Origin of the sequence: Micromonospora sp. B11E3, from assembly GCF_039871625.1 — a bacterium.
Classification (GTDB): domain Bacteria; phylum Actinomycetota; class Actinomycetes; order Mycobacteriales; family Micromonosporaceae; genus Micromonospora.
The window spans coordinates 43,368-60,814 of the sequence record NZ_JBDPMC010000010.1; the positions used below are offsets into that span (position 1 = coordinate 43,368).

A 17,447-nucleotide genomic window follows, 5' to 3' on the forward strand; every position below is an offset into this window, starting at 1 on the left:
CGCTCCCCGGGGCCGCCTCACCCTGCCCCGCGCCTTTGCTCTGCACCCATCGAAGCAGCGGCTACATTCCGTGCCCGCTGCGCGGGTGGGTGCAGAGCAAAGGCGGAAAAAGGGAACAGTGGCGGTGGTAGCGAGAACGCGTCAGCTCAGCGTGGGGTCGGGGTGCCGCTGCCCACGACCCCGGCGTACACGTCGATGAGCTTGGCCGTGGTCACGTCGGGGTGGAAGGTGCGCTCGTAGCGCTGACGGGCGGCCACCGAGAGGCCGGCGGCGCCGGCGCGTGCCTCCGGCAGCGCTGCGGCCATGGCGGCCGGCTCCGGGGGTATCACCCAGCCGACCGGGCCGGCCGGATCGTCCATACCCACCAGGTACGGGATGCCGCCGAGGGCGGTGCCGAGCACCGGCCGGCCGCTCGCCAACGCCTCGATGATCACGGTGGGCAGCACGTCGTGCCAGGTGGAGGCGGCCACGACCACGGCGCTGGCCTCGATCGCCGCGCGTACCCCGGCGCGGTCCAGCGGCCCGAGGAAGGTCACGTCGGCGCGCTCCGCGGCGGCGGCCTCGGCCAGGGGCCGCAGCTCGCCGTCCCCGGCGATCCGCAGCGGGCCGAGCGCGCCGTCCGGGTGCCGCCGCCAGGCGTCCAGCAGCAGGCCGAGCCCCTTCTCGGGGGTGAGCCGGCCCATGAACAGGAAGCCGTCGCCGAGCGGCGCCGGGCGCCCCGGGTCGGGGATGCCGTTCGGCTTCACCACGATCCGGTCGGCGGGTACGCCGTAGTCGCGCAGGTGGTCGGCGACCGCCGAGGTGAGCGCGATGTACCGGTCGACCGAGTGCCAGGTGCCCCGGTGCACGGCCAGCGTGGTGGCCATGAGGGCGCTCTGCGCCCGCGATCCGCGGTAGCAGCGGTGCACGATCGCCGGCACGCCGAGCGCCCGACCCCGGCAGTCCTGGCAGATCGTCCCGTCCCGGAAGTACAGGCCCGAGGAGCAGACCTGCCGGTAGTTGTGCACGGTCTGCACCACCGGCACGCCGTGCTTGTGCGCGGTCCGCACCACCCAGGGCGAGAGCAGCGGGTACGGGTTGTGCAGGTGCAGCACGTCCGGGCGGTGCTCGGTGATCAGCCGGCTCAGCTCCTGCTGGGCGCGCGGGGCGTAGATCGGGGAGAGTGGCAGCAGCGCCTTCGCCGTCTTCGGCAGGCTGGGGATCTCGTCGGAGCTGCGCAGGAACGGCAGCACCTCCACCCCGGCGGCGGTGAGCTGGGCGATCTCCACGTCGACGATGGTGTTCTCGCCGGACGGCTGAGCCTCCCGGTACCGGTTGTGCGCCACCACAATCTTCACGGGTGGAAAGGCTACCGTTGGCTGATGCCAGAGCTACCGGAGGTGGAAGCGCTCGCCGGCTACCTGCGTGAGCGCGCGGCGGGGCGGCGCGTCGACCGGATCGAGGTCGCCGCGATCAGTGCCCTGAAGACGTACGACCCGGCGCCCGGCGCCGCGTCGGGCCGGACGGTGACCGACGCCCGGCGGCACGGCAAGTTCCTCGACGTGGTCCTCGACGGGGAGCTGCACCTCGTGGTGCACCTGGCCCGGGCGGGCTGGCTGCACTACCGGGAGTCGTTCCCCTCCGCCGCCCCGCTTCGTCCCGGCAAGGGGCCGATCGCCCTGCGGGTCCGGCTCGACGACGGCTCGGGCTTCGACCTGACCGAGGCGGGCACCCAGAAGAAGCTGGCCGCGTACCTGGTCACCGACCCGGCGCAGGTGCCCGGGGTGGCCAAGCTCGGGCCGGACGCGCTCGCCGCCGACCTGCCCACCTTCGCCGAGCGGATCCGCAGCCGGCGGGGCCAGGTCAAGGGCGTGCTGACCGACCAGGCGGTGCTCGCCGGGGTGGGCAACGCGTACTCGGACGAGATCCTGCACGCGGCGAGGCTGTCGCCGTTCGCGCTCACGGACCGGCTGACCGACGCGCAGTTGGCCGCACTGCACGAGGCGACCCGGCGGGTGCTCGGGGACGCGGTGGCCCGGTCGCTCGGGCAGAAGGCGGCCGAACTGAAGGGCGAGAAGCGCTCCGGCCTGACCGTGCACGCCCGGACCGGGCTGCCCTGTCCGGTCTGCGGGGACACCGTACGGGAGGTGTCGTTCGCCGACTCCAGCCTCCAGTACTGCCCCACGTGCCAGACGGGCGGCAAGCCGCTGGCTGACCGACGGTTGTCGCGACTCGTACGGTGAGTAACGCCACTCGGGGGTTACGGCGCGGAATGACCGGTCGCGCGCCGATCCTCCCGGTCGACACCTCTACCCGGACCCTCATCCATCGGTATAGTGGCTCGGTCCCCGGCTTTCGCACCTGAGGTGGAGCCGGCCGGATCCCAGCGGCCACACCGGCCCGCGTCCCTCGGGTCGACGTCCGGTGCGGGCTCCGCGTGGGAAACTGAACGGTGGGCGACCCGGGCCCTCACTGCGAGTGAGCGGCGCGCGTCATGCGGGAGGACATGGGTGAGGTGACGACAAGCCTCCAGCGCCCGGTAACCAACACAGGCCGGAGCAAACTCGTGCGGCACGTCGACAGCTTCGAGATCCAGCCGCCGACACCGCCGTCGCACAACGGCGTACCCCGGTCGGCCTGGGCCCGTGCCCGCCGGCGCGTCTCCCGCTGGCACCGCCCCTACACCGCGGTCCTGCTGCTGCTCGACTTCGGCGCGGCGGCGTTGGCCAGCTTCCTGGCCATCCAGATCTTCGAGCAGGCCGCCGCCGGCTTCAGCAGCTCACACGAGTCGTGGTTCTACACGGTGGCGTTCGCGCTGCTCCCGCTCGGCTGGCTGATCATCCTGTGGGGCAACCGGGCGTACGACCGGCGGTACCTCGGCCTCGGCCCCGACGAGTTCAAGCGGGTGATCCGGGGCGGGGTGGCCGTCGCCGCCACCGTCTCCTTCCTCGCGTTCGCCCTCAAAGCCGACCTCTCCCGGTGGACAGTCGGCTTCGCCCTGCTCGGCGCGCTGCTGCTGATCCTGCTCGGCCGGCTGCTGGCGCGACTGACGCTGCACCTGATCCGCCGCCGGGCCGGCCACGCCGGCCACCGGATGGTCCTCGTGGGCACCCTGCCGGAGTGCCTGGAGGTCTACGCGGCGGTCACCCGCAACCCGACCGCCGGGCTGGTGCCCGTGGCCATCCACATCACCGACGGGTACGCGGCGGCGCGCGGCATCCAGACCCCCGTTCCCGTGTACGCGGGCCGGGACGTGCTCGCGCTCGTCCGCGAGGTCGGCGGCGACACGATCGCGGTCTGCGGCTCGGCCAGCGCCGAGCCGGGCGAGCTGCGCCGACTGGCCTGGCAGCTCGAGGGCTCCGGCGTCGACCTGGTGGTCGCCCCGCAGCTCACGGACATCGCCGGCCCCCGGGTGCACATCCGTCCGATCGAGGGCCTGCCGCTGCTGCACGTCGAGGAGCCGACCCTGTCGGGTCCGGCGCTGCTGGCCAAGAACCTGATGGACCGGATCGCCGCCGGCCTCGGCCTGGTGCTGCTGATCCCGGTGTTCCTGGCGATCGCGATCGCGATCCGGCTCTCCGACCGCGGCCCGGTCTTCTTCCGCCAGCCGCGCGTCGGCCACGAGGGGCGCACGTTCCGGGTGTGGAAGTTCCGCACCATGTACGTCGACGCGGAGGAGCGGCTGGCCAGCCTGGTCGACCAGAACGAGACCGACGGCATGCTGTTCAAGATGAAACAGGACCCGCGGGTGTTCCCGGTGGGCCGCTTCCTGCGGGCCTCGTCGCTGGACGAGCTGCCCCAGCTGATCAACGTGCTCAAGGGCGAGATGTCGCTGGTGGGGCCGCGCCCGCTGCCGGCCGACGACGGCGACTTCCTCGGCGACGTGCGCCGCCGCCTGCTGGTCCGGCCCGGCATGACCGGCCTGTGGCAGGTCTCCGGCCGCTCCGACCTGTCCTGGGACGAGGCGGTCCGGCTGGACCTCTACTACGTCGACAACTGGTCGCTCGCATACGACCTGAGCATCCTGTGGCGCACGGTGGGCGTGGTGCTGGCGCGCAAGGGCGCGTACTAGCGCGCGGAGGGGCGCAGCCGTCAGGATCGCTGGGTGGCAGGCAACCTCTCCGCCGTCGTCGGCGTGCTCTCCCTCGGCACGGCGCTGGCCGCAGCCGTGTACGCGGTCGTCCGGCTGCGCGCCCGGCGGGGCATCGCCACGGCCACCCAGCGGGCCACGTACGAGGTGCTGCACACCGCCGGGCTGGCCGCCGATCCGCTACGCGCCGGACTGACCGAGGCGGGCGCGGCGAAGGCCGTACGCCACCTGCGGGCCCTGGTGGGGGCGGTCGGGCTGGCCCTGACGGACCGGGACCGGCTGCTCGCCCTCGACGGGCGCGGCGGGCACCACGGCGACCAGCTGCTCGCGGCGGCCCGGCGGGCGGCGACGGCCGGGCGGTCGGCCGTGCTGGGGGAGTCGGAGCTGCACTGCGACCGGGTCGACTGCCCCGTCCGCGGGGCGGTGGTGGCCCCGCTGCGCGCCGACGGTCGGGTGGTCGGGGCGCTGGTCGCCGTCGCGGACGGTCCCCCCGCCCCGGGGCTGGTGCAGGCCACCCTGGAAACCGCGCACTGGGCCGGCAACCAGCTCGCCCTGGCGGAGCTGGACCGCTCCCGCGAGCGGCTGGCCCGGGCGGAGGTACGCGCGCTGCGCGCCCAGATCAGCCCCCACTTCATCTACAACGCGCTGACGGCGATCGGCTCGTTCGTCCGCACCGACCCGGAGCGGGCCCGGGAGCTGATCCTGGAGTTCGCCGAGTTCACCCGGTACTCGTTCCGGGCGCACGGGGAGTTCACCACGCTGGCCGAGGAGCTGCGGTCGATCGACCGCTACCTGACCATCGAACGGGCCCGGTTCGGCGACCGGCTCCAGGTGCGGCTGCAGATCGCCCCGGAGGTGCTGCCGGTGACGCTGCCGTTCCTCTGCCTCCAGCCGCTGGTCGAGAACGCCGTCCGGCACGGGTTGTCACGCAAGCCCGGCACCGGCATGGTGAGCATCGAGGCCCGGGACGCGGGCGCGGAGTGCCACATCACGGTGGAGGACGACGGAGTGGGCATGGACCCGACGACGCTGACCGCCGGCATCGCCGAGTTGGCCGGCGCCGGCAGCGACCCGACCGACGACCCGGGCCAGCACGTCGGCCTCTCGAACGTCGACGAGCGGCTCCGCTCGGCGTTCGGGGACCGGTTCGGCCTGATCGTCGAGACCGGGCTCGGCTCCGGTACGCGGGTGAGCCTGCGGGTGCCGAAGTTCCACCCCGGCGTACGGGCCGGTTCGTGACCGCGGCCCCGCCCGGTTTCCTCCGGGTGCTGGCGGTCGACGACGAGCCGCCCGCGCTGGACGAGCTGGCGTACCACCTGCGCGCCGACCCCCGGGTGGCCCGGCTGCACACGGCGGGGGACGCGACCGAGGCGCTGCGGGTGCTCCGCGACGGCGACATCGACGTGGTCTTCCTGGACATCCGGATGCCCGGGCTGGACGGCATGGAGCTGGCCCGGGTGCTGCGCCGGTTCGCCCGGCCCCCGGCGATCGTCTTCGTCACCGCGTACGACGACGGCGCGGTGGACGCCTTCGACCTGGGCGCCACGGACTACGTGCGCAAGCCGGTGCGGGCCGAGCGGCTGGCCGAGTCGCTGCGCCGGGTGATCGGCTCCCGGGTGGTGCCGACGCACCCGGCGGCGCTGGCCCGGGCGGAGGAGGACCCGACGATCCCGGTCGAGCTGGCCGGCACCACCCGGATGCTGCCACGCTCGGCGGTGCGCTGGGTGGAGGCGCAGGGCGACTACGCCCGCCTGCACACCGCCGACGGCTCACACCTGGTCCGGGTGTCGCTGGCCACCCTGGCCGAGCGCTGGGCGGACGCCGGTTTCGTCCGCATCCACCGGTCGTACCTGGTGCAGCTGAAGCTGATCGCCGAGCTGCGGCTGGTCAACTCCGGGTACGTGGTGGTGGTCGACTCCACCGAGCTGCCGGTCAGCCGCCGGCACACCCGGGAGCTGAAGGACAAGCTGGTCCGCGCCGCGAAGCAGGACTGGAACCGCTGACCCGCGTACGTTCCCGGCCACCCACAGCGTTGTCCACCGGGTTATCCACAGGTGTGGAGAGTTCTCCACAGGTTGTTCACAACGCGCCCCACCGATCTCCACGGCCGCTGCCTACAGTCACTTCCCATGAAGGAGCGCAGGGTGCTGGTGGTCGAGGACGAGCGGACGATCGCCGAATCGGTCGCCACCCGCCTGCGGGCCGAGGGCTTCGCCGTGGAGATCGCGGCGGACGGGCCCGCCGCCGTGGCCCGGTTCCGGGCGTGGCAGCCCGACCTCGTCGTCCTCGACGTGATGCTGCCCGGGTTCGACGGGCTGGAGGTGTGCCGGCGCGTCCAGGCCGACCGGCCGGTGCCCGTCCTCATGCTCACCGCCCGGGACGACGAGACAGACCTGCTGGTCGGGCTCGCCGTCGGCGCGGACGACTACCTCACCAAGCCGTTCTCGATGCGCGAGCTGGCCGCCCGGGTGCACGTGCTGCTGCGCCGGGTCGAGCGGGCCGCCGCCGCCCCGCCCGCCACGGTTACCGTCGGCGACGTGGAGATCAACCAGGCCGAACGGCGGGTGCTGCGGGCCGGCGTCGAGGTGCACCTGACCCCGACCGAGTTCGATCTGCTGGTGCATCTCGCCGGCCGGCCCCGTACGGTGCTGCCCCGCGAGCGGCTGCTCGCCGACGTCTGGGGCTGGGCCGACGGCTCCGGCACCCGTACGGTGGACAGCCACGTCAAGGCGCTGCGCCGCAAGCTGGGCGCCGACCTGATCCGCACGGTGCACGGCGTCGGCTACGCGCTGGAGGTGCAGCCGTGATCGAGCGCCAGGTCACGTGGCTGAACCGGGTGCTGCCGCGTCCCCTCGACCCGGTCCGCTCGATCAAGGCGAAGCTCGGCCTCCTGCTGGTCGCCTCGGGCGCGGCCGGGATGGGCTACTTCTGGTACGCCATCGGCTGGCTGCCGCCGATGACCTCCGCGACCGCGATCGGCGTGGCGCTGCTGACCTCGCAGGTGCTGGCGCACGGGATGACCTCGCCGCTGCGGGAGATGACGGCGGCGGCCGGGGCGATGGCCCGGGGCGACTACTCCCGGCGGGTGCGGGCCACCTCGCGGGACGAGGTGGGCGAGCTGGCCCAGGCGTTCAACAAGATGGCCGCCGACCTCGCCGCGGCCGACCAACGCCGGCGCGAGCTGATCGCGAACGTCTCGCACGAGCTGCGTACGCCCATCACCGCGTTGCAGGCCGTGCTGGAGAACCTGGTCGACGGCGTCGCCCCGACGGAGCCGGCCGCGCTGCGGGCCGCGCTGGCCCAGACCGAGCGGCTCGGCCACCTCGTCGCCGACCTGCTCGACCTGTCCCGGCTGGACGCCGGGGTGGTGCCGCTGCGCCGGGTGGCCATCGACCTCGACGACTTCCTCGAGGACGCGGTGAAGCAGGCGGCGGCGACCGCCACCGGGGTCGGGCGGGACGTCCGGTTCCGGCTCCGGCCCCTGCCGGCCCCGCTCACCGTGTACGCCGACCCGTGGCGGCTGCACCAGGTCTTCGCCAACCTGCTGGACAACGCCGCGCGGCACAGCCCGGCCGGCGGGACGGTGCTGGTCAGCGCGGAGGAGCGGGCCGGCCAACTGCACTTCGAGGTGAACGACGAGGGCGAGGGCATCCCGGTCGCCGAGCGGTCCCGGGTGTTCGAGCGGTTCACCCGGGGCGACCGATCCGGCGGTGGCGGGACCGGGCTGGGCCTGGCGATCGCGCGCTGGGTGGTCGAGCTGCACGGCGGGAGCATCGCCGTCCTCGACCCTCACCCGGGGGCCGGCGGCTCCCACCCGGGCTGCCGCATCCAGGTCACCCTTCCCGTGACCACCCCGGCCTGACCTCCTTTCTTCCTCTTCCCTTCCTTCTTGGACCGATCGCGTCCTTCCGTGGACCGATCGCGTCCTTCCGTGGACCCATCGAGGAGTTGTCGTGCCCGAAAAAGGCGAAATGCCAGCAGAATCAGGCTCGGAGAAGCCCACCACCGACAGCCCCTTTGCTCTGCACCCACCCATGCAGCAGGCACGGGCGGTAACCGGTGCGCCGACGGGTGCAGAGCAAAGCGGGCCGGGAGACACCTCCCGCCAGGCGGCGGCGGACAAGGCGGGCGCGAGATCTTGGTGCGAAACGGCCCCTGGAGGGGCACTTTCGTACCAAGATTCGAGTTCGTCGACCGAGCCGCCCGCACGCCAGGCCGGGACCGGTGAGGTGGGAGGGGTTCCGGGCGGGCAGGCACCGCCGGCACCGCCGGGCGGATCCGTCGCGCACCCGCCAGGCTGGCCGGTCGCGCCGGCCGGGCCTGTCGCACCGCCGCCCGGCCCGCAGGTTGCACCGTGGCCCGCCGGGCAGGTCGCGCCGGGGCCGTACCGGCCGGGGCTGCCGCCGCGCCAACCGTCCGTCTGGCAGCGCCGCTGGCCGGGTCCGACGGCAGCCGCCCGACCCGTCGCGCTCGGCGCGGTGGCCGTCGCCGCCGCGGTGGCGGCGTCCGTCGTTCCGCTCGACCGTCCCGGCCTCGGCTGGCTGCTGGCCGCGCTAGCCGCCACCGCCGCCCTCATCCCGGCAGCCCGCGCCTCCGCGTCGGCCAAGACCGGCGCCGGGCCCGCCGGAACCGCATCAACCAAGACCGGCCAGGACAAGGCTTCGCCGACCGACATCGCAGCCATCACCGCGGGCAGCACCGACATCGCATCCACCAACAGGAGCAGCGCGGAGAACGGCGGCATCCGGGTCGCGGTCCGTCCCGACGCCACGGGGGTGCCGGGCCGGACGGCGAGCCGGCTGGTCTGGGCCGCCGCAACGATCGCCCTGGTCTCCGTCGGGTACGTCCGGGCCGCCGGCTGGCTCTTCGTGCTCTGCCTGCTCGCCGCCCTGGTCACCGGCGCCCTCGCCGTCACGGGCGGCCGGACGCCGCTCGGCATGCTGGCGGCGGCCGTGCTCACCCCGGCCGCGCCGTTCCGGGCGCTCCCGTGGGCGAAGCGCGGGCTGCCCCGCTCCGGGCCCGGCCCGTCGGCGCTCGGGCGCGGGCTGGCGACCGCCGCCGCCTCGGTGGGCCTGCTGGCCGTCTTCGGCCTGCTCCTCTCCTCGGCCGACGCGGTCTTCGCCGACCTGCTCGCCAGCGCGCTGCCCGAGTTCTCCGCCGGCGGCACGATCGGCTGGCTGTTCCGCTTCGGGCTGGTCGGCGGCGGCCTGCTCGGCGGGGCGTACCTGCTGGCCGCGCCGGCCGACCTGGACGGGCTGCGGGCGGCCCCGGCCCGGCCCGTCCGCCGGCTGGAGTGGGCGGTCCCGCTGGCCCTACTGGACGCGCTCTTCGCCGCGTTCGTGCTGGTGCAGCTCACCGTGCTGTTCGGCGGATCCGACCACGTGCTGCACACCGCCGGCCTCAGCTACGCCCAGTACGCCCGCAGCGGCTTCTGGCAGCTCCTCGCGGTCTCGGCACTCACCCTGCTCGTGCTGGCCGGGGCGGCCCGGTGGGCGCCCCGGTCCACCTGGGTGGACCGGCTGCTGATCCGGTTCCTGCTCGGTACGCTCACCGCGCTCAGCCTGGTCGTCGTCGCGTCGGCGCTGTACCGGATGCAGGTGTACGCCGACGCGTACGGGGCGACCCGGCTCCGGCTGGTCGTGGCGACCGCCGAAGTGTGGCTCGGGGTGCTCTTCCTGCTGGTCGGGGCGGCGATCGTACGGCTGCGCGCCGGCTGGCTGCCCGGGCTGGTCGTGGGCACGGCGGTGCTCGCCCTGCTCGGCCTCGCGGCGGTGAACCCGGACCGGTTGATCGCCGAGCGCAACGTCGACCGGTACCGGGAGACGGGCCGAATCGACGTGCAGTACCTCTCCCGGCTCTCCGCCGACGCCGTGCCGGCGCTGGCCGGGCTGCCGGAGCCGATGCGCTCCTGCGTGCTGCGGGAGATCGCCGCCGAACTGCCGGACGACGGGTTCCGGACGGCCAACCGGGGCCGCGCCACCGCCCGCGACCTGCTCGTCCAGAGGCCCGTCGTGACGAGCACGCATGACTGCCCCGGCTTCCTCTACTGGTGACGCCGGCCCTTGACATTCCCGGCAATCCGGCGAGACTGCCGGGGTGGCCGCACCCGACGACCCCATACCGGCCCCCCGCACGCCGGCCCCGCCCGGAACGCCGGCAGACATGCCACCAGCCCCACGCCGGACACCGGCAGACACGCCACCGGCCCCGCCCCGGAGGCCGGCCGGCACGGCTCCGGCCGACGGGCCGGCGGCCGTCGCCCCGGGGCGCACCCGGATCGTGCTGGCCGAGGTGTCCCGGCGGGACACCGGCGCCGATCGCACCCGCGTCGAGCTGACCCAGCAGACCCAGGTCGGTGAGGCGCTGGTCCGGGGCCTGGTCCGGGCCCAGCTCGCGCTGGCGCTGCGGCTGAGCCTGGTGGTGGCGATCGGCCTCGGCGGCCTGCCGTGGCTGTTCGCCATCGCTCCCTCGGTGGGCCGGGTCACCGCGTTCGGGGTGAACCTGCCCTGGCTGCTGCTCGGGGTGGCGGCCTTCCCGTTCCTGATCGCGGTCGGCTGGGCGTACGTGCGGTTGGCGGAGCGCAACGAGCAGGACTTCACCGACCTGGTCCAGCGGCCGGAGTGCTGAGATGCACAACGGGTACGTCGTCCCGGCGATCGTCGCCGTCACCCTGGCCACCCTCGGGATCGGCTTCTACGGGCTGCGGCTGGCCCGGACCACCTCCGACTTCCTGGTCGCCTCCCGGACGGTCAGCCCGACCTGGAACGCCGCCGCGATCGGCGGGGAGTACCTGTCGGCGGCGTCGTTCCTGGGCGTGGCCGGCCTGATCCTCAAGTACGGCGTGGACGTGCTCTGGTACCCGGTCGGCTTCGCCGCCGGCTACCTGGCCCTGCTGCTCTTCGTGGCCGCCCCGCTGCGCCGCTCCGGCGCGTTCACCCTGCCCGACTTCTGTGAGCTGCGGCTCGGCTCGCGCCGGCTGCGCACCCTCGCCACCGTCTTCGTGATCTTCATCGGCTGGCTGTACCTGGTGCCGCAGCTCCAGGGGGCGGGGCTGACGCTGGCCACGGTGACCGGCTCGCCGTACCCGGTGGGGGCGCTGGTGGTGGCCGGGGTGATCACGGCGAACGTGGCGCTGGGCGGCATGCGGGCGGTCACGTTCGTCCAGGCGTTCCAGTACTGGCTGAAGCTCACCGCGCTCGCCGTACCCGCGATCTTCCTGATCCTGCAGTGGCAGGCCGACGGCCGCCCGGCGGTGACCCCGCCCGACGGGCCGGCGTTCCGGACCGCGACCACCGTCGTGGTCGAGCACCGCGCGACCCTCACCCTCGGCGACGGCGGCATCCGGGAGGTACGCCCCGGGGACCGCCTCGACTTCGCCGCCGGCGACCCGGTGCCGCAGGTCAGTGGTACGGCGACCGACGCCGCCGACTGGCTGCTGCCGAACGTGGCCGGGGACGACGACCGGGGGCTGTTCGCCACGTACTCGCTGATCCTGGCGACGTTCCTCGGCACGATGGGGCTGCCGCACGTGCTCGTGCGGTTCTACACCAACCCGGACGGTGCGGCGGCCCGCCGCACCACCCTGGTCGTGCTGGCCCTCGTCGGCGCGTTCTACCTGCTGCCCACCCTGTACGGGGTGCTGGGCCGGATCTACACCCCGCAACTGCTGGTCGCCGGGCAGACCGACGCGGTGGTGGTGCTGCTGCCCGGGGCGGCGCTCGGGGACGGGCCGACGGGCCGGCTGCTGGCCGCCCTCGTCTCCGCCGGGGCGTTCGCGGCGTTCCTCTCCACCTCGTCCGGGCTGGTCACCAGCGTCGCCGGGGTGATCTCCACCGACGTGCTCGGGCACGGCTCCGTACGCGGCTTCCGGCTGGCCACGCTGATCGCGGGCGGGGTCCCGACGGTGCTCGCGCTGAACGTCTCGGGGATGGACGTCTCGCAGGTCGTCGGGTTGGCGTTCGCGGTCGCCGCGTCCAGCTTCTGCCCGCTGCTGGTGCTCGGCATCTGGTGGCGGGGGCTCACCGACGTGGGGGCCGCCGCCGGGGTGCTGGTCGGCGGCGGCGCGGCGATCGGCGCGGTACTGCTCACGGTGCTGGGCGCGCCGCTGACCGGCTGGCCGGCCACGCTCACCGCGCAGCCGGCCGCGTGGACCGTCCCGCTCGCGTTCACCGTCATGGTGGCGGTGTCGGTGGCGACCCGCCGCCGCCTCCCGCCCGGCGTCGGGGCGACGATGCTCCGCCTGCACGCCCCCGAGACGCTCCGCTTGTAGGGTGGGGCCCGCGGATGGGGGCGTCCGTCCAGGGGAAGCGCCGCCGGATCGTGCTGCGGCGGGAGCGGGTGCCGGTCACGGGCGGATACGGTCGGGGCATGACTGGTGAGCACCCCGCGCTGGCGCTGCGTGGCCTGGCCAAGCGGTTCGACGGCAAGGCGGCGGTGGCCGGCGTCGACCTCGACGTCCCGGCCGGCTCGTTCTAGGGCCTGCTCGGCCCCAACGGCGCCGGCGAGACCACCACGCTGTCGATGGCGGTCGGGCTGCTGCGCCCCGACGCCGGGTGCGCCTGGGTGCTCGGGCTCGCCGCCGTCGTCCTGGCGGTGCTGCTGCGCCGGCCGGGCTGGCTGGGCGTGATGGCCGGCGGCCTGGTCGCCTCCTACGGGGCGGGGTTCGCCATCAACGCGTACGTCTCCGTGCTGGCGCCGTACTCGCTGCCGGAGACGAGCAACCCGTTCGCCATGAACACCGGCGCCGGGGTCGCGAAGGGCTTCCTCACCCTGCTGTCCATGGTCGCCTCGGCGGTCGCGGCGATGCCGATGGTGGTGGCGGCGGCGCTGCTCGGCGCGTACCTGGCGGGGGACGTGCTGGACCGGCGGGCGCCGGAGCTGTTGACGGCGGTCACGCCGCGCCGCTGACGCCCCCGCGCGCCCGCGCCTCCGCCCCCCGCCCCCCGACGCGCCTCCGCCGCGCGCCATGTCGGCGACATGGCGGTATCCGCGCCACTTTGACTCCGCCATGTCGGCGACATGCAGGCCCCGCGCCCCTACGCGCGTGGCCCGGGCGCCTCGTCGAGCAGAACGGCCGCGACACTCTCCACCTCGGCGCAGACGTGGTCGGGTGGGCTCAACTCGCCGGGCCATGCCTGGCCTCTACTGATCCAGACGGTCGAGAGCCCCGCCGCGCGGCCGCCCTCCACGTCGAGCGTGGGGCTGTCACCGATCACCCAACCCCCGTCGTCCAGCCGGACACCGCATCCGCGTGCCGCGGCCTCGAACAGTCCCCGCGCGGGCTTCCTGATTCCCAGTTCGCCGGACACCGCCCACGCATCCACGTGCTGGTCCAGCCCGGTGCGGCGGATCTTGCCGAGCTGGTTGTCGGCCTGACCGTTCGTGACGATCGCGATCCGCCAATCCCGATCCCGCAGCGAGGTCAGCATGCTCCGCACCTCCGGGCGGCAGCTCACCAGCTCCGGCATCCGGCGCCGGTAGTCCCCCCACAGGTGGTCGGCCGACGCGGCGAGACCGAACCGCTGCCGCACCTCGCCGAAGAACCAGTCGCGCGGCACGAAGCCGTCCCCGTCGGTGGCGAGCAGCCAGGCGAGGGCGTCTTGCGGAAGGTCGTACTCCGCGCAGAACCCGGCCGCCCAACGCCGGAACGCCTCGCTCCTGTCGACCAACGTGTTGTCGAGATCGAAGAGCGCCAGTCGCTGCACGATCACGGACCCTACCGGTCACCCGGATCCGACACGCTCGTCGCGAGCCGCCGCTGTTCCATGGACACGGGCGGGAATGCCGCTCTCCGAATCAGGCGCTCTGGACCTGCCCCGGCTGTGCTACCGCCCTGGTCTACGAGACACGGGCGGATGGCCGACTCGGGTCCCCGGTAGCGCAGGCGGGGCAGCTCCACAGCGAGCACGTCGAGTAGGTGCAGGAGGACGAACGTGCGCGCCACCCGAGCCCCCAGCCGGACAGGGGCCCAGGCGTCACCGGCGGCGCATGAAGGCGTACACGAGGTTGCTGCTGTTGACGCTGGTGACGTTGACCAGGTCCCACCCGTAGTGCGACAGGTACTCGACGGCCTCCATCAGCCGCGTAGCGCCGCTCCCGCTGAACCCGGGGCTGGCGACCAGGGCGAGGTGCCGGTGAGGATAGGCGCGCAGGTCCACCTCGTTGCGGAGCACGGCGTCCGCGTTGGCGATGCGGGTCTGGGCGAGTGGCTGCCGGGTGAACGGGGACATGCCCGCACGGTAGATCACCCGCGCACGGAAGCTCGTCGCGGGCAGCAGGCGGCCACTTGGCCCGGAGCTGCACAATGGGCCGGTGCCCGTCGTCGAAGCGGTGACGACCGTCCCGGTGCCGCCCGAGCTGGCCTTCGCGGTGTCGCAGACCGTCGCGCCCGTCCGCTACCGCTGGGATCCCTTCGTACGGGAGCAGCACTTCACCGAAGGCGCCACGCGCCCGGGCAAGGGGATACGCACCTTCACCCGGTCCCGGCACGGCCTGACCATGGTCAGCGAGTACGTCTCGTTCGCGCCGCCGAGCCACGTGGGCATGAAGATGGTCCGGGGACCGTGGTTCTTCGAGTTGTTCGCCGGCGGGTGGCGGTTCGCGGCCGGCCCCGAACCGGGTACGACGGTCGCCACCTGGCGATACAACTTCCGCTGCCGGCCCGCGTTCCTGCGCCCGGTCGCCGACCGGGTCGGGCTGTGGCTGCTGGGGCGGGACATCCGCCGCCGGATCGCCGGGTACGCCGCCGGTTGCGCCGACCCGGAGGTCCTGGCCGCCGCCCGCCGCTCGTTGCCGGCGGACGACTGAGGCTCAGTCCCTCCGGGTCTCACCCGTCGCCAGCCCGACGAAGCGGCGCCAGGCGTCGGGGCGGAAGGTGAGCACCGGCCCGGACCGGTCCTTGCTGTCCCGCACCAGCACCACCCCGGGCACATTGCCCGCCACCTCGACACAGTTGCCCTCGTTGGCGGACCAGGTCGACTTGCGCCAGCGGGGCGCGACACTCGTCATGGCGTCACCTTCAACTTGTTGATGAGATCGATCGAGGCACTCTGGCTGAGCGCCTCGCCGAGAAGAAGCTCCCATTTCCGCTGGACCAAGGCTATCCACTCCGGGTAGTCGGCGATCTGCCCGCGCGCCCCGTTGTCGAGGCAGAGCAGGCGGTCGCCCTCGGGTAGCTCGGCGAGCACGAACCCGCCGCCCATGGACGCGTGCGCGCCGACGCTGAGCGGCAGCACGTGCAGCTGCACATGTGGCAGTTCGACCACTTCGAGCAGCCGGCCGAGCTGACGGTCCATGGCGGCCGGCCCGCCGACCGGTCTGCGCAGCGCGCTCTCGTCGATGACGAACACGCACTCCGGCGGATCGTCCCGGTGCAGCAGGCGCTGCCGGCCCATACGGACGCTGACGAGCTGGTCCAACTGATCGCCCCGGTAGAGCCCACCGGCCGAGATGATCGCCCGGGCGTACTCCTCGGTTTGGAGGAGCCCGGGGACCAGGCACGGCTCGAAGTTGCGCAGCCGAACCGCCCGTTGCTCATGGCCGGGCCAGGACTCGAACCAGGGTGGCCCAGCCCTTCTCTCGGGTTCTTCGAGGAGGCCGGCGAGGAGGCCGCCGGTGCCAAGGGCCTCGTCGGCGGCGATGGCGAACTCCATCGTGGGCCGGCGGCGGCCGGTTTCGATCGCCGCCACCGTGGACGGACTCCACCTGATCAGGGTCGCCAGCCCCTCCTGCGACACCTCCGCCCCGGCCCGGGCGGCCTTCAACGCTCTGATCCATTTCTCGTAGTTCACCGCTTACCTCTCCGGTAAGTACGCGACCGCGCTGCGTAGTAAGCCCTGGCATCCTCCCCTGTCCGGCACTTCGAGTCCAGGGTGGAGGGCACGCGGCCCGGCTGGTGGAGGCGACGACCCGGCGGCCGGTCCTGCGCGGGCCGCCCCGGTCACTCCCCCTGGGCGGGGCGGCCCCTCTACCGAAGGAGGCCACCATGTTCCCACTGCTCCGTCGGCTCCGCCGACGCAACGCCGCCGTGCACGCGTACCAGACGACGGTGCCACCGACCCGCCGGAACCCCGTGCCGGACTGGGCGTCGTGGCCGACCGTGGCGTACCCGCGGCCGGGCCGGGCGGGCTGGCTCACCCCGGCCCAGACCTGGCGGGCGAACGGTGGCCGGTGGTGACGCCGCCGGCCCGGCCGGGACGCGGCGGAGCGGCCGGGCGGTGAGCCGGTACGTCCCGCACGTGGCGATGCGTCCGCTCTGGCGGTGCCGGGCCTGCGGCGCGCCGTGGCCGTGTCAGCCGGCCCGGCTGGGTCTGCTCGTCGAGTACCGGGGGCAGCGAGCGGCCCTGCTGGTGTACCTGGCCGGGCTGTTGGCCGAGGCGGGCGACCAGCTCGGGCAACTCGGCGGGCACGCCCGCCCGGCTGACCTGCACGACCGCTTCCTGGGCTGGGCGCGCGCCCGGTCGACGCCCGACGGCTTGAACGTTGACGGTAGAACGGCACGGATTCGGCGTGTCGCGCTCGCTCAGCCGTCAACGTTGACCTCAGACCAAGCGACACCCGGCGGCACGATGACCGAAGGCCGGGCGACGCGCCACGAGCCGCCGGGCGACGCGCGGCGCGACGATTACGAGATGGCGGGCGACGCGCGGCCGAGCGGCGAATCCCGCGCCGCCACCCGGGTCACAATGTTTCACGTGAATCATGATCCGGGCGCCGAGATCCACCACACCGATCCGTTCGCCGTACCCGTCGGTCTGAGGTCCCCGGCGCGGCGGCTGCGGGGTCGCCTCGCGGCGCCGGTGACGCTCTGGACGGCGCCCGGGCCCGCCGGGCTGACCGTGTCGTCCACGCTGGTCGCCGAGGGCGAGCCGGACCGGCTGCTCGGCCTGGTCGATGCCGAGTCGGACCTGTGGGCGGCGGTCGAGGAGGCCGGGCGGTTCGCGGTCGCGCCGCTGGGCCCGCCGCACCGGCAGCTCGCCGACCGGTTCGCCGGCCTGTTCCCGTCGCCGGGCGGCCTGTTCGCCACCGGCTCGTGGACCGACACGGAGTACGGGCCGGTGCCGGCCGACGCGGGCGGCTGGGCGGGCTGCCGGCTGGACTCCGCCCGCGAGTACGGCTGGGCGCTGCTCGTCGAGGCCACGATCGAGGCGGTCGACCTGTCGGAGGAGACGGCTCCCCTTCTGCACTACCGAGGGCGGTACCGCGAGCTGACGTGATCGACCCCAGGTCGGCGACATGGCGGTGTCCGGGGCCCGTCGATGCCGCCATGTCGCCGCCATGGCGGCATCAACGCCAGCCGTAAGCGCCGACCGGTCACCGGAGTGACCTGGGTCACTCGGCGCAGGAGGGGGACCGTTCAGCGCAGGGGGTGACCAGGCTC

General features: G+C 74.0%; 16 protein-coding genes and 3 pseudogenes. 14 read left to right on the forward strand and 5 right to left on the reverse strand.

The window, feature by feature from the left end; translation table 11 throughout:
- Nucleotides 1-146 precede the first annotated feature (146 nt).
- Nucleotides 147-1,337 (reverse strand): glycosyltransferase family 4 protein, encoded by a 1,191-nt coding sequence (locus ABGB16_RS07940; RefSeq protein WP_347667313.1) that lies wholly within the window; start codon nt 1,335-1,337, stop codon nt 147-149.
- Between the two features lie 24 nt (nt 1,338-1,361).
- Here ABGB16_RS07940 and ABGB16_RS07945 point away from each other — a divergent pair, with 24 nt between their 5' ends.
- The 11 genes and pseudogenes from ABGB16_RS07945 to ABGB16_RS07995 form a co-directional block, all read left to right on the forward strand.
- Nucleotides 1,362-2,222, forward strand: coding sequence for a DNA-formamidopyrimidine glycosylase family protein (locus tag ABGB16_RS07945; RefSeq protein ID WP_347667314.1), 861 nt, complete (start codon nt 1,362-1,364; stop codon nt 2,220-2,222).
- A gap of 263 nt (nt 2,223-2,485) precedes the next feature.
- Entirely contained in the window at nt 2,486-4,051 is a 1,566-nt protein-coding gene (locus ABGB16_RS07950; protein WP_347667401.1) for a sugar transferase, read from the forward strand.
- A 33-nt stretch (nt 4,052-4,084) separates the two neighbouring features.
- Nucleotides 4,085-5,308 (forward strand): histidine kinase, encoded by a 1,224-nt coding sequence (locus tag ABGB16_RS07955; protein WP_347667315.1) that lies wholly within the window; start codon nt 4,085-4,087, stop codon nt 5,306-5,308.
- Nucleotides 5,305-6,072 (forward strand): LytTR family DNA-binding domain-containing protein, encoded by a 768-nt coding sequence (locus tag ABGB16_RS07960; protein ID WP_347667316.1) that lies wholly within the window; start codon nt 5,305-5,307, stop codon nt 6,070-6,072. The genes ABGB16_RS07955 and ABGB16_RS07960 overlap by 4 nt, the downstream gene beginning before the upstream one ends.
- Before the next feature lie 126 nt (nt 6,073-6,198).
- A complete protein-coding gene (locus ABGB16_RS07965; RefSeq protein WP_347667317.1) occupies nt 6,199-6,876 on the forward strand; it encodes a response regulator transcription factor in 678 nt (225 codons plus the stop codon).
- Nucleotides 6,873-7,931, forward strand: coding sequence for a HAMP domain-containing sensor histidine kinase (locus ABGB16_RS07970; RefSeq protein WP_347667318.1), 1,059 nt, complete (start codon nt 6,873-6,875; stop codon nt 7,929-7,931). Before ABGB16_RS07965 ends, ABGB16_RS07970 begins: the two co-directional genes overlap by 4 nt.
- Before the next feature lie 616 nt (nt 7,932-8,547).
- Nucleotides 8,548-10,122: a DUF4173 domain-containing protein gene (locus ABGB16_RS07975; protein WP_347667319.1), complete on the forward strand. Its 1,575-nt coding sequence runs from the start codon at nt 8,548-8,550 to the stop codon at nt 10,120-10,122.
- A gap of 109 nt (nt 10,123-10,231) precedes the next feature.
- The gene (locus tag ABGB16_RS07980; RefSeq protein WP_347667320.1) at nt 10,232-10,696 is read left to right on the forward strand and encodes a hypothetical protein; all 465 of its coding nucleotides are present in this window, start codon (nt 10,232-10,234) and stop codon (nt 10,694-10,696) included.
- A gap of 1 nt (nt 10,697) precedes the next feature.
- Nucleotides 10,698-12,338, forward strand: coding sequence for a cation acetate symporter (locus ABGB16_RS07985; RefSeq protein ID WP_347667321.1), 1,641 nt, complete (start codon nt 10,698-10,700; stop codon nt 12,336-12,338).
- Nucleotides 12,339-12,436: 98 nt separating this feature from the next.
- Nucleotides 12,437-12,640, forward strand: a pseudogene (locus ABGB16_RS07990) (ATP-binding cassette domain-containing protein); the annotation flags it as partial.
- A gap of 6 nt (nt 12,641-12,646) precedes the next feature.
- Nucleotides 12,647-12,976: pseudogene (locus ABGB16_RS07995) on the forward strand (ABC transporter permease); the annotation flags it as partial.
- A 128-nt stretch (nt 12,977-13,104) separates the two neighbouring features.
- Here the strand turns inward: ABGB16_RS07995 and ABGB16_RS08000 are convergent.
- Together ABGB16_RS08000 and ABGB16_RS08005 are read right to left on the reverse strand one after the other, a co-directional pair.
- Nucleotides 13,105-13,773: an HAD family hydrolase gene (locus ABGB16_RS08000; protein ID WP_347667322.1), complete on the reverse strand. Its 669-nt coding sequence runs from the start codon at nt 13,771-13,773 to the stop codon at nt 13,105-13,107.
- 270 nt (nt 13,774-14,043) lie between these two features.
- The gene (locus tag ABGB16_RS08005; RefSeq protein WP_347667323.1) at nt 14,044-14,298 is read right to left on the reverse strand and encodes a hypothetical protein; all 255 of its coding nucleotides are present in this window, start codon (nt 14,296-14,298) and stop codon (nt 14,044-14,046) included.
- A gap of 82 nt (nt 14,299-14,380) precedes the next feature.
- Here ABGB16_RS08005 and ABGB16_RS08010 point away from each other — a divergent pair, with 82 nt between their 5' ends.
- Nucleotides 14,381-14,875 carry an SRPBCC family protein gene (locus ABGB16_RS08010; RefSeq protein WP_347667324.1) on the forward strand — a complete coding sequence of 165 codons (495 nt, stop codon included), beginning with the start codon at nt 14,381-14,383 and terminating at the stop codon, nt 14,873-14,875.
- 3 nt (nt 14,876-14,878) lie between these two features.
- On the opposite strand, the gene ABGB16_RS08015 is transcribed toward ABGB16_RS08010, so the two are convergent.
- Both ABGB16_RS08015 and ABGB16_RS08020 read right to left on the reverse strand, forming a co-directional pair.
- Nucleotides 14,879-15,076 (reverse strand): DUF397 domain-containing protein, encoded by a 198-nt coding sequence (locus ABGB16_RS08015; protein WP_347667325.1) that lies wholly within the window; start codon nt 15,074-15,076, stop codon nt 14,879-14,881.
- Nucleotides 15,073-15,858, reverse strand: a complete 786-nt coding sequence (locus tag ABGB16_RS08020) for a helix-turn-helix transcriptional regulator (RefSeq protein WP_347667326.1) — start codon at nt 15,856-15,858, stop codon at nt 15,073-15,075. Before ABGB16_RS08020 ends, ABGB16_RS08015 begins: the two co-directional genes overlap by 4 nt.
- Before the next feature lie 194 nt (nt 15,859-16,052).
- Here ABGB16_RS08020 and ABGB16_RS08025 point away from each other — a divergent pair, with 194 nt between their 5' ends.
- A complete protein-coding gene (locus ABGB16_RS08025) occupies nt 16,053-16,244 on the forward strand; it encodes a hypothetical protein (RefSeq protein WP_347667327.1) in 192 nt (63 codons plus the stop codon).
- A gap of 508 nt (nt 16,245-16,752) precedes the next feature.
- A pseudogene (locus ABGB16_RS08030) lies at nt 16,753-17,283 on the forward strand (flavin reductase family protein); the annotation flags it as partial.
- Nucleotides 17,284-17,447 lie beyond the last annotated feature (164 nt).

Coding starts and splice junctions, on each gene's coding strand:
- ABGB16_RS08025 (WP_347667327.1), top strand. CDS start 16,053: ATGTTCCCACTGCTCCGTCGGCTCCGCCGACGCAACGCCGCCGTGCAC.
- ABGB16_RS07985 (WP_347667321.1), top strand. CDS start 10,698: ATGCACAACGGGTACGTCGTCCCGGCGATCGTCGCCGTCACCCTGGCC.
- ABGB16_RS07950 (WP_347667401.1), top strand. CDS start 2,486: ATGGGTGAGGTGACGACAAGCCTCCAGCGCCCGGTAACCAACACAGGC.
- ABGB16_RS08015 (WP_347667325.1), bottom strand. CDS start 15,076: ATGACGAGTGTCGCGCCCCGCTGGCGCAAGTCGACCTGGTCCGCCAAC.
- ABGB16_RS07965 (WP_347667317.1), top strand. CDS start 6,199: ATGAAGGAGCGCAGGGTGCTGGTGGTCGAGGACGAGCGGACGATCGCC.
- ABGB16_RS07945 (WP_347667314.1), top strand. CDS start 1,362: ATGCCAGAGCTACCGGAGGTGGAAGCGCTCGCCGGCTACCTGCGTGAG.
- ABGB16_RS07980 (WP_347667320.1), top strand. CDS start 10,232: ATGCCACCAGCCCCACGCCGGACACCGGCAGACACGCCACCGGCCCCG.
- ABGB16_RS08005 (WP_347667323.1), bottom strand. CDS start 14,298: ATGTCCCCGTTCACCCGGCAGCCACTCGCCCAGACCCGCATCGCCAAC.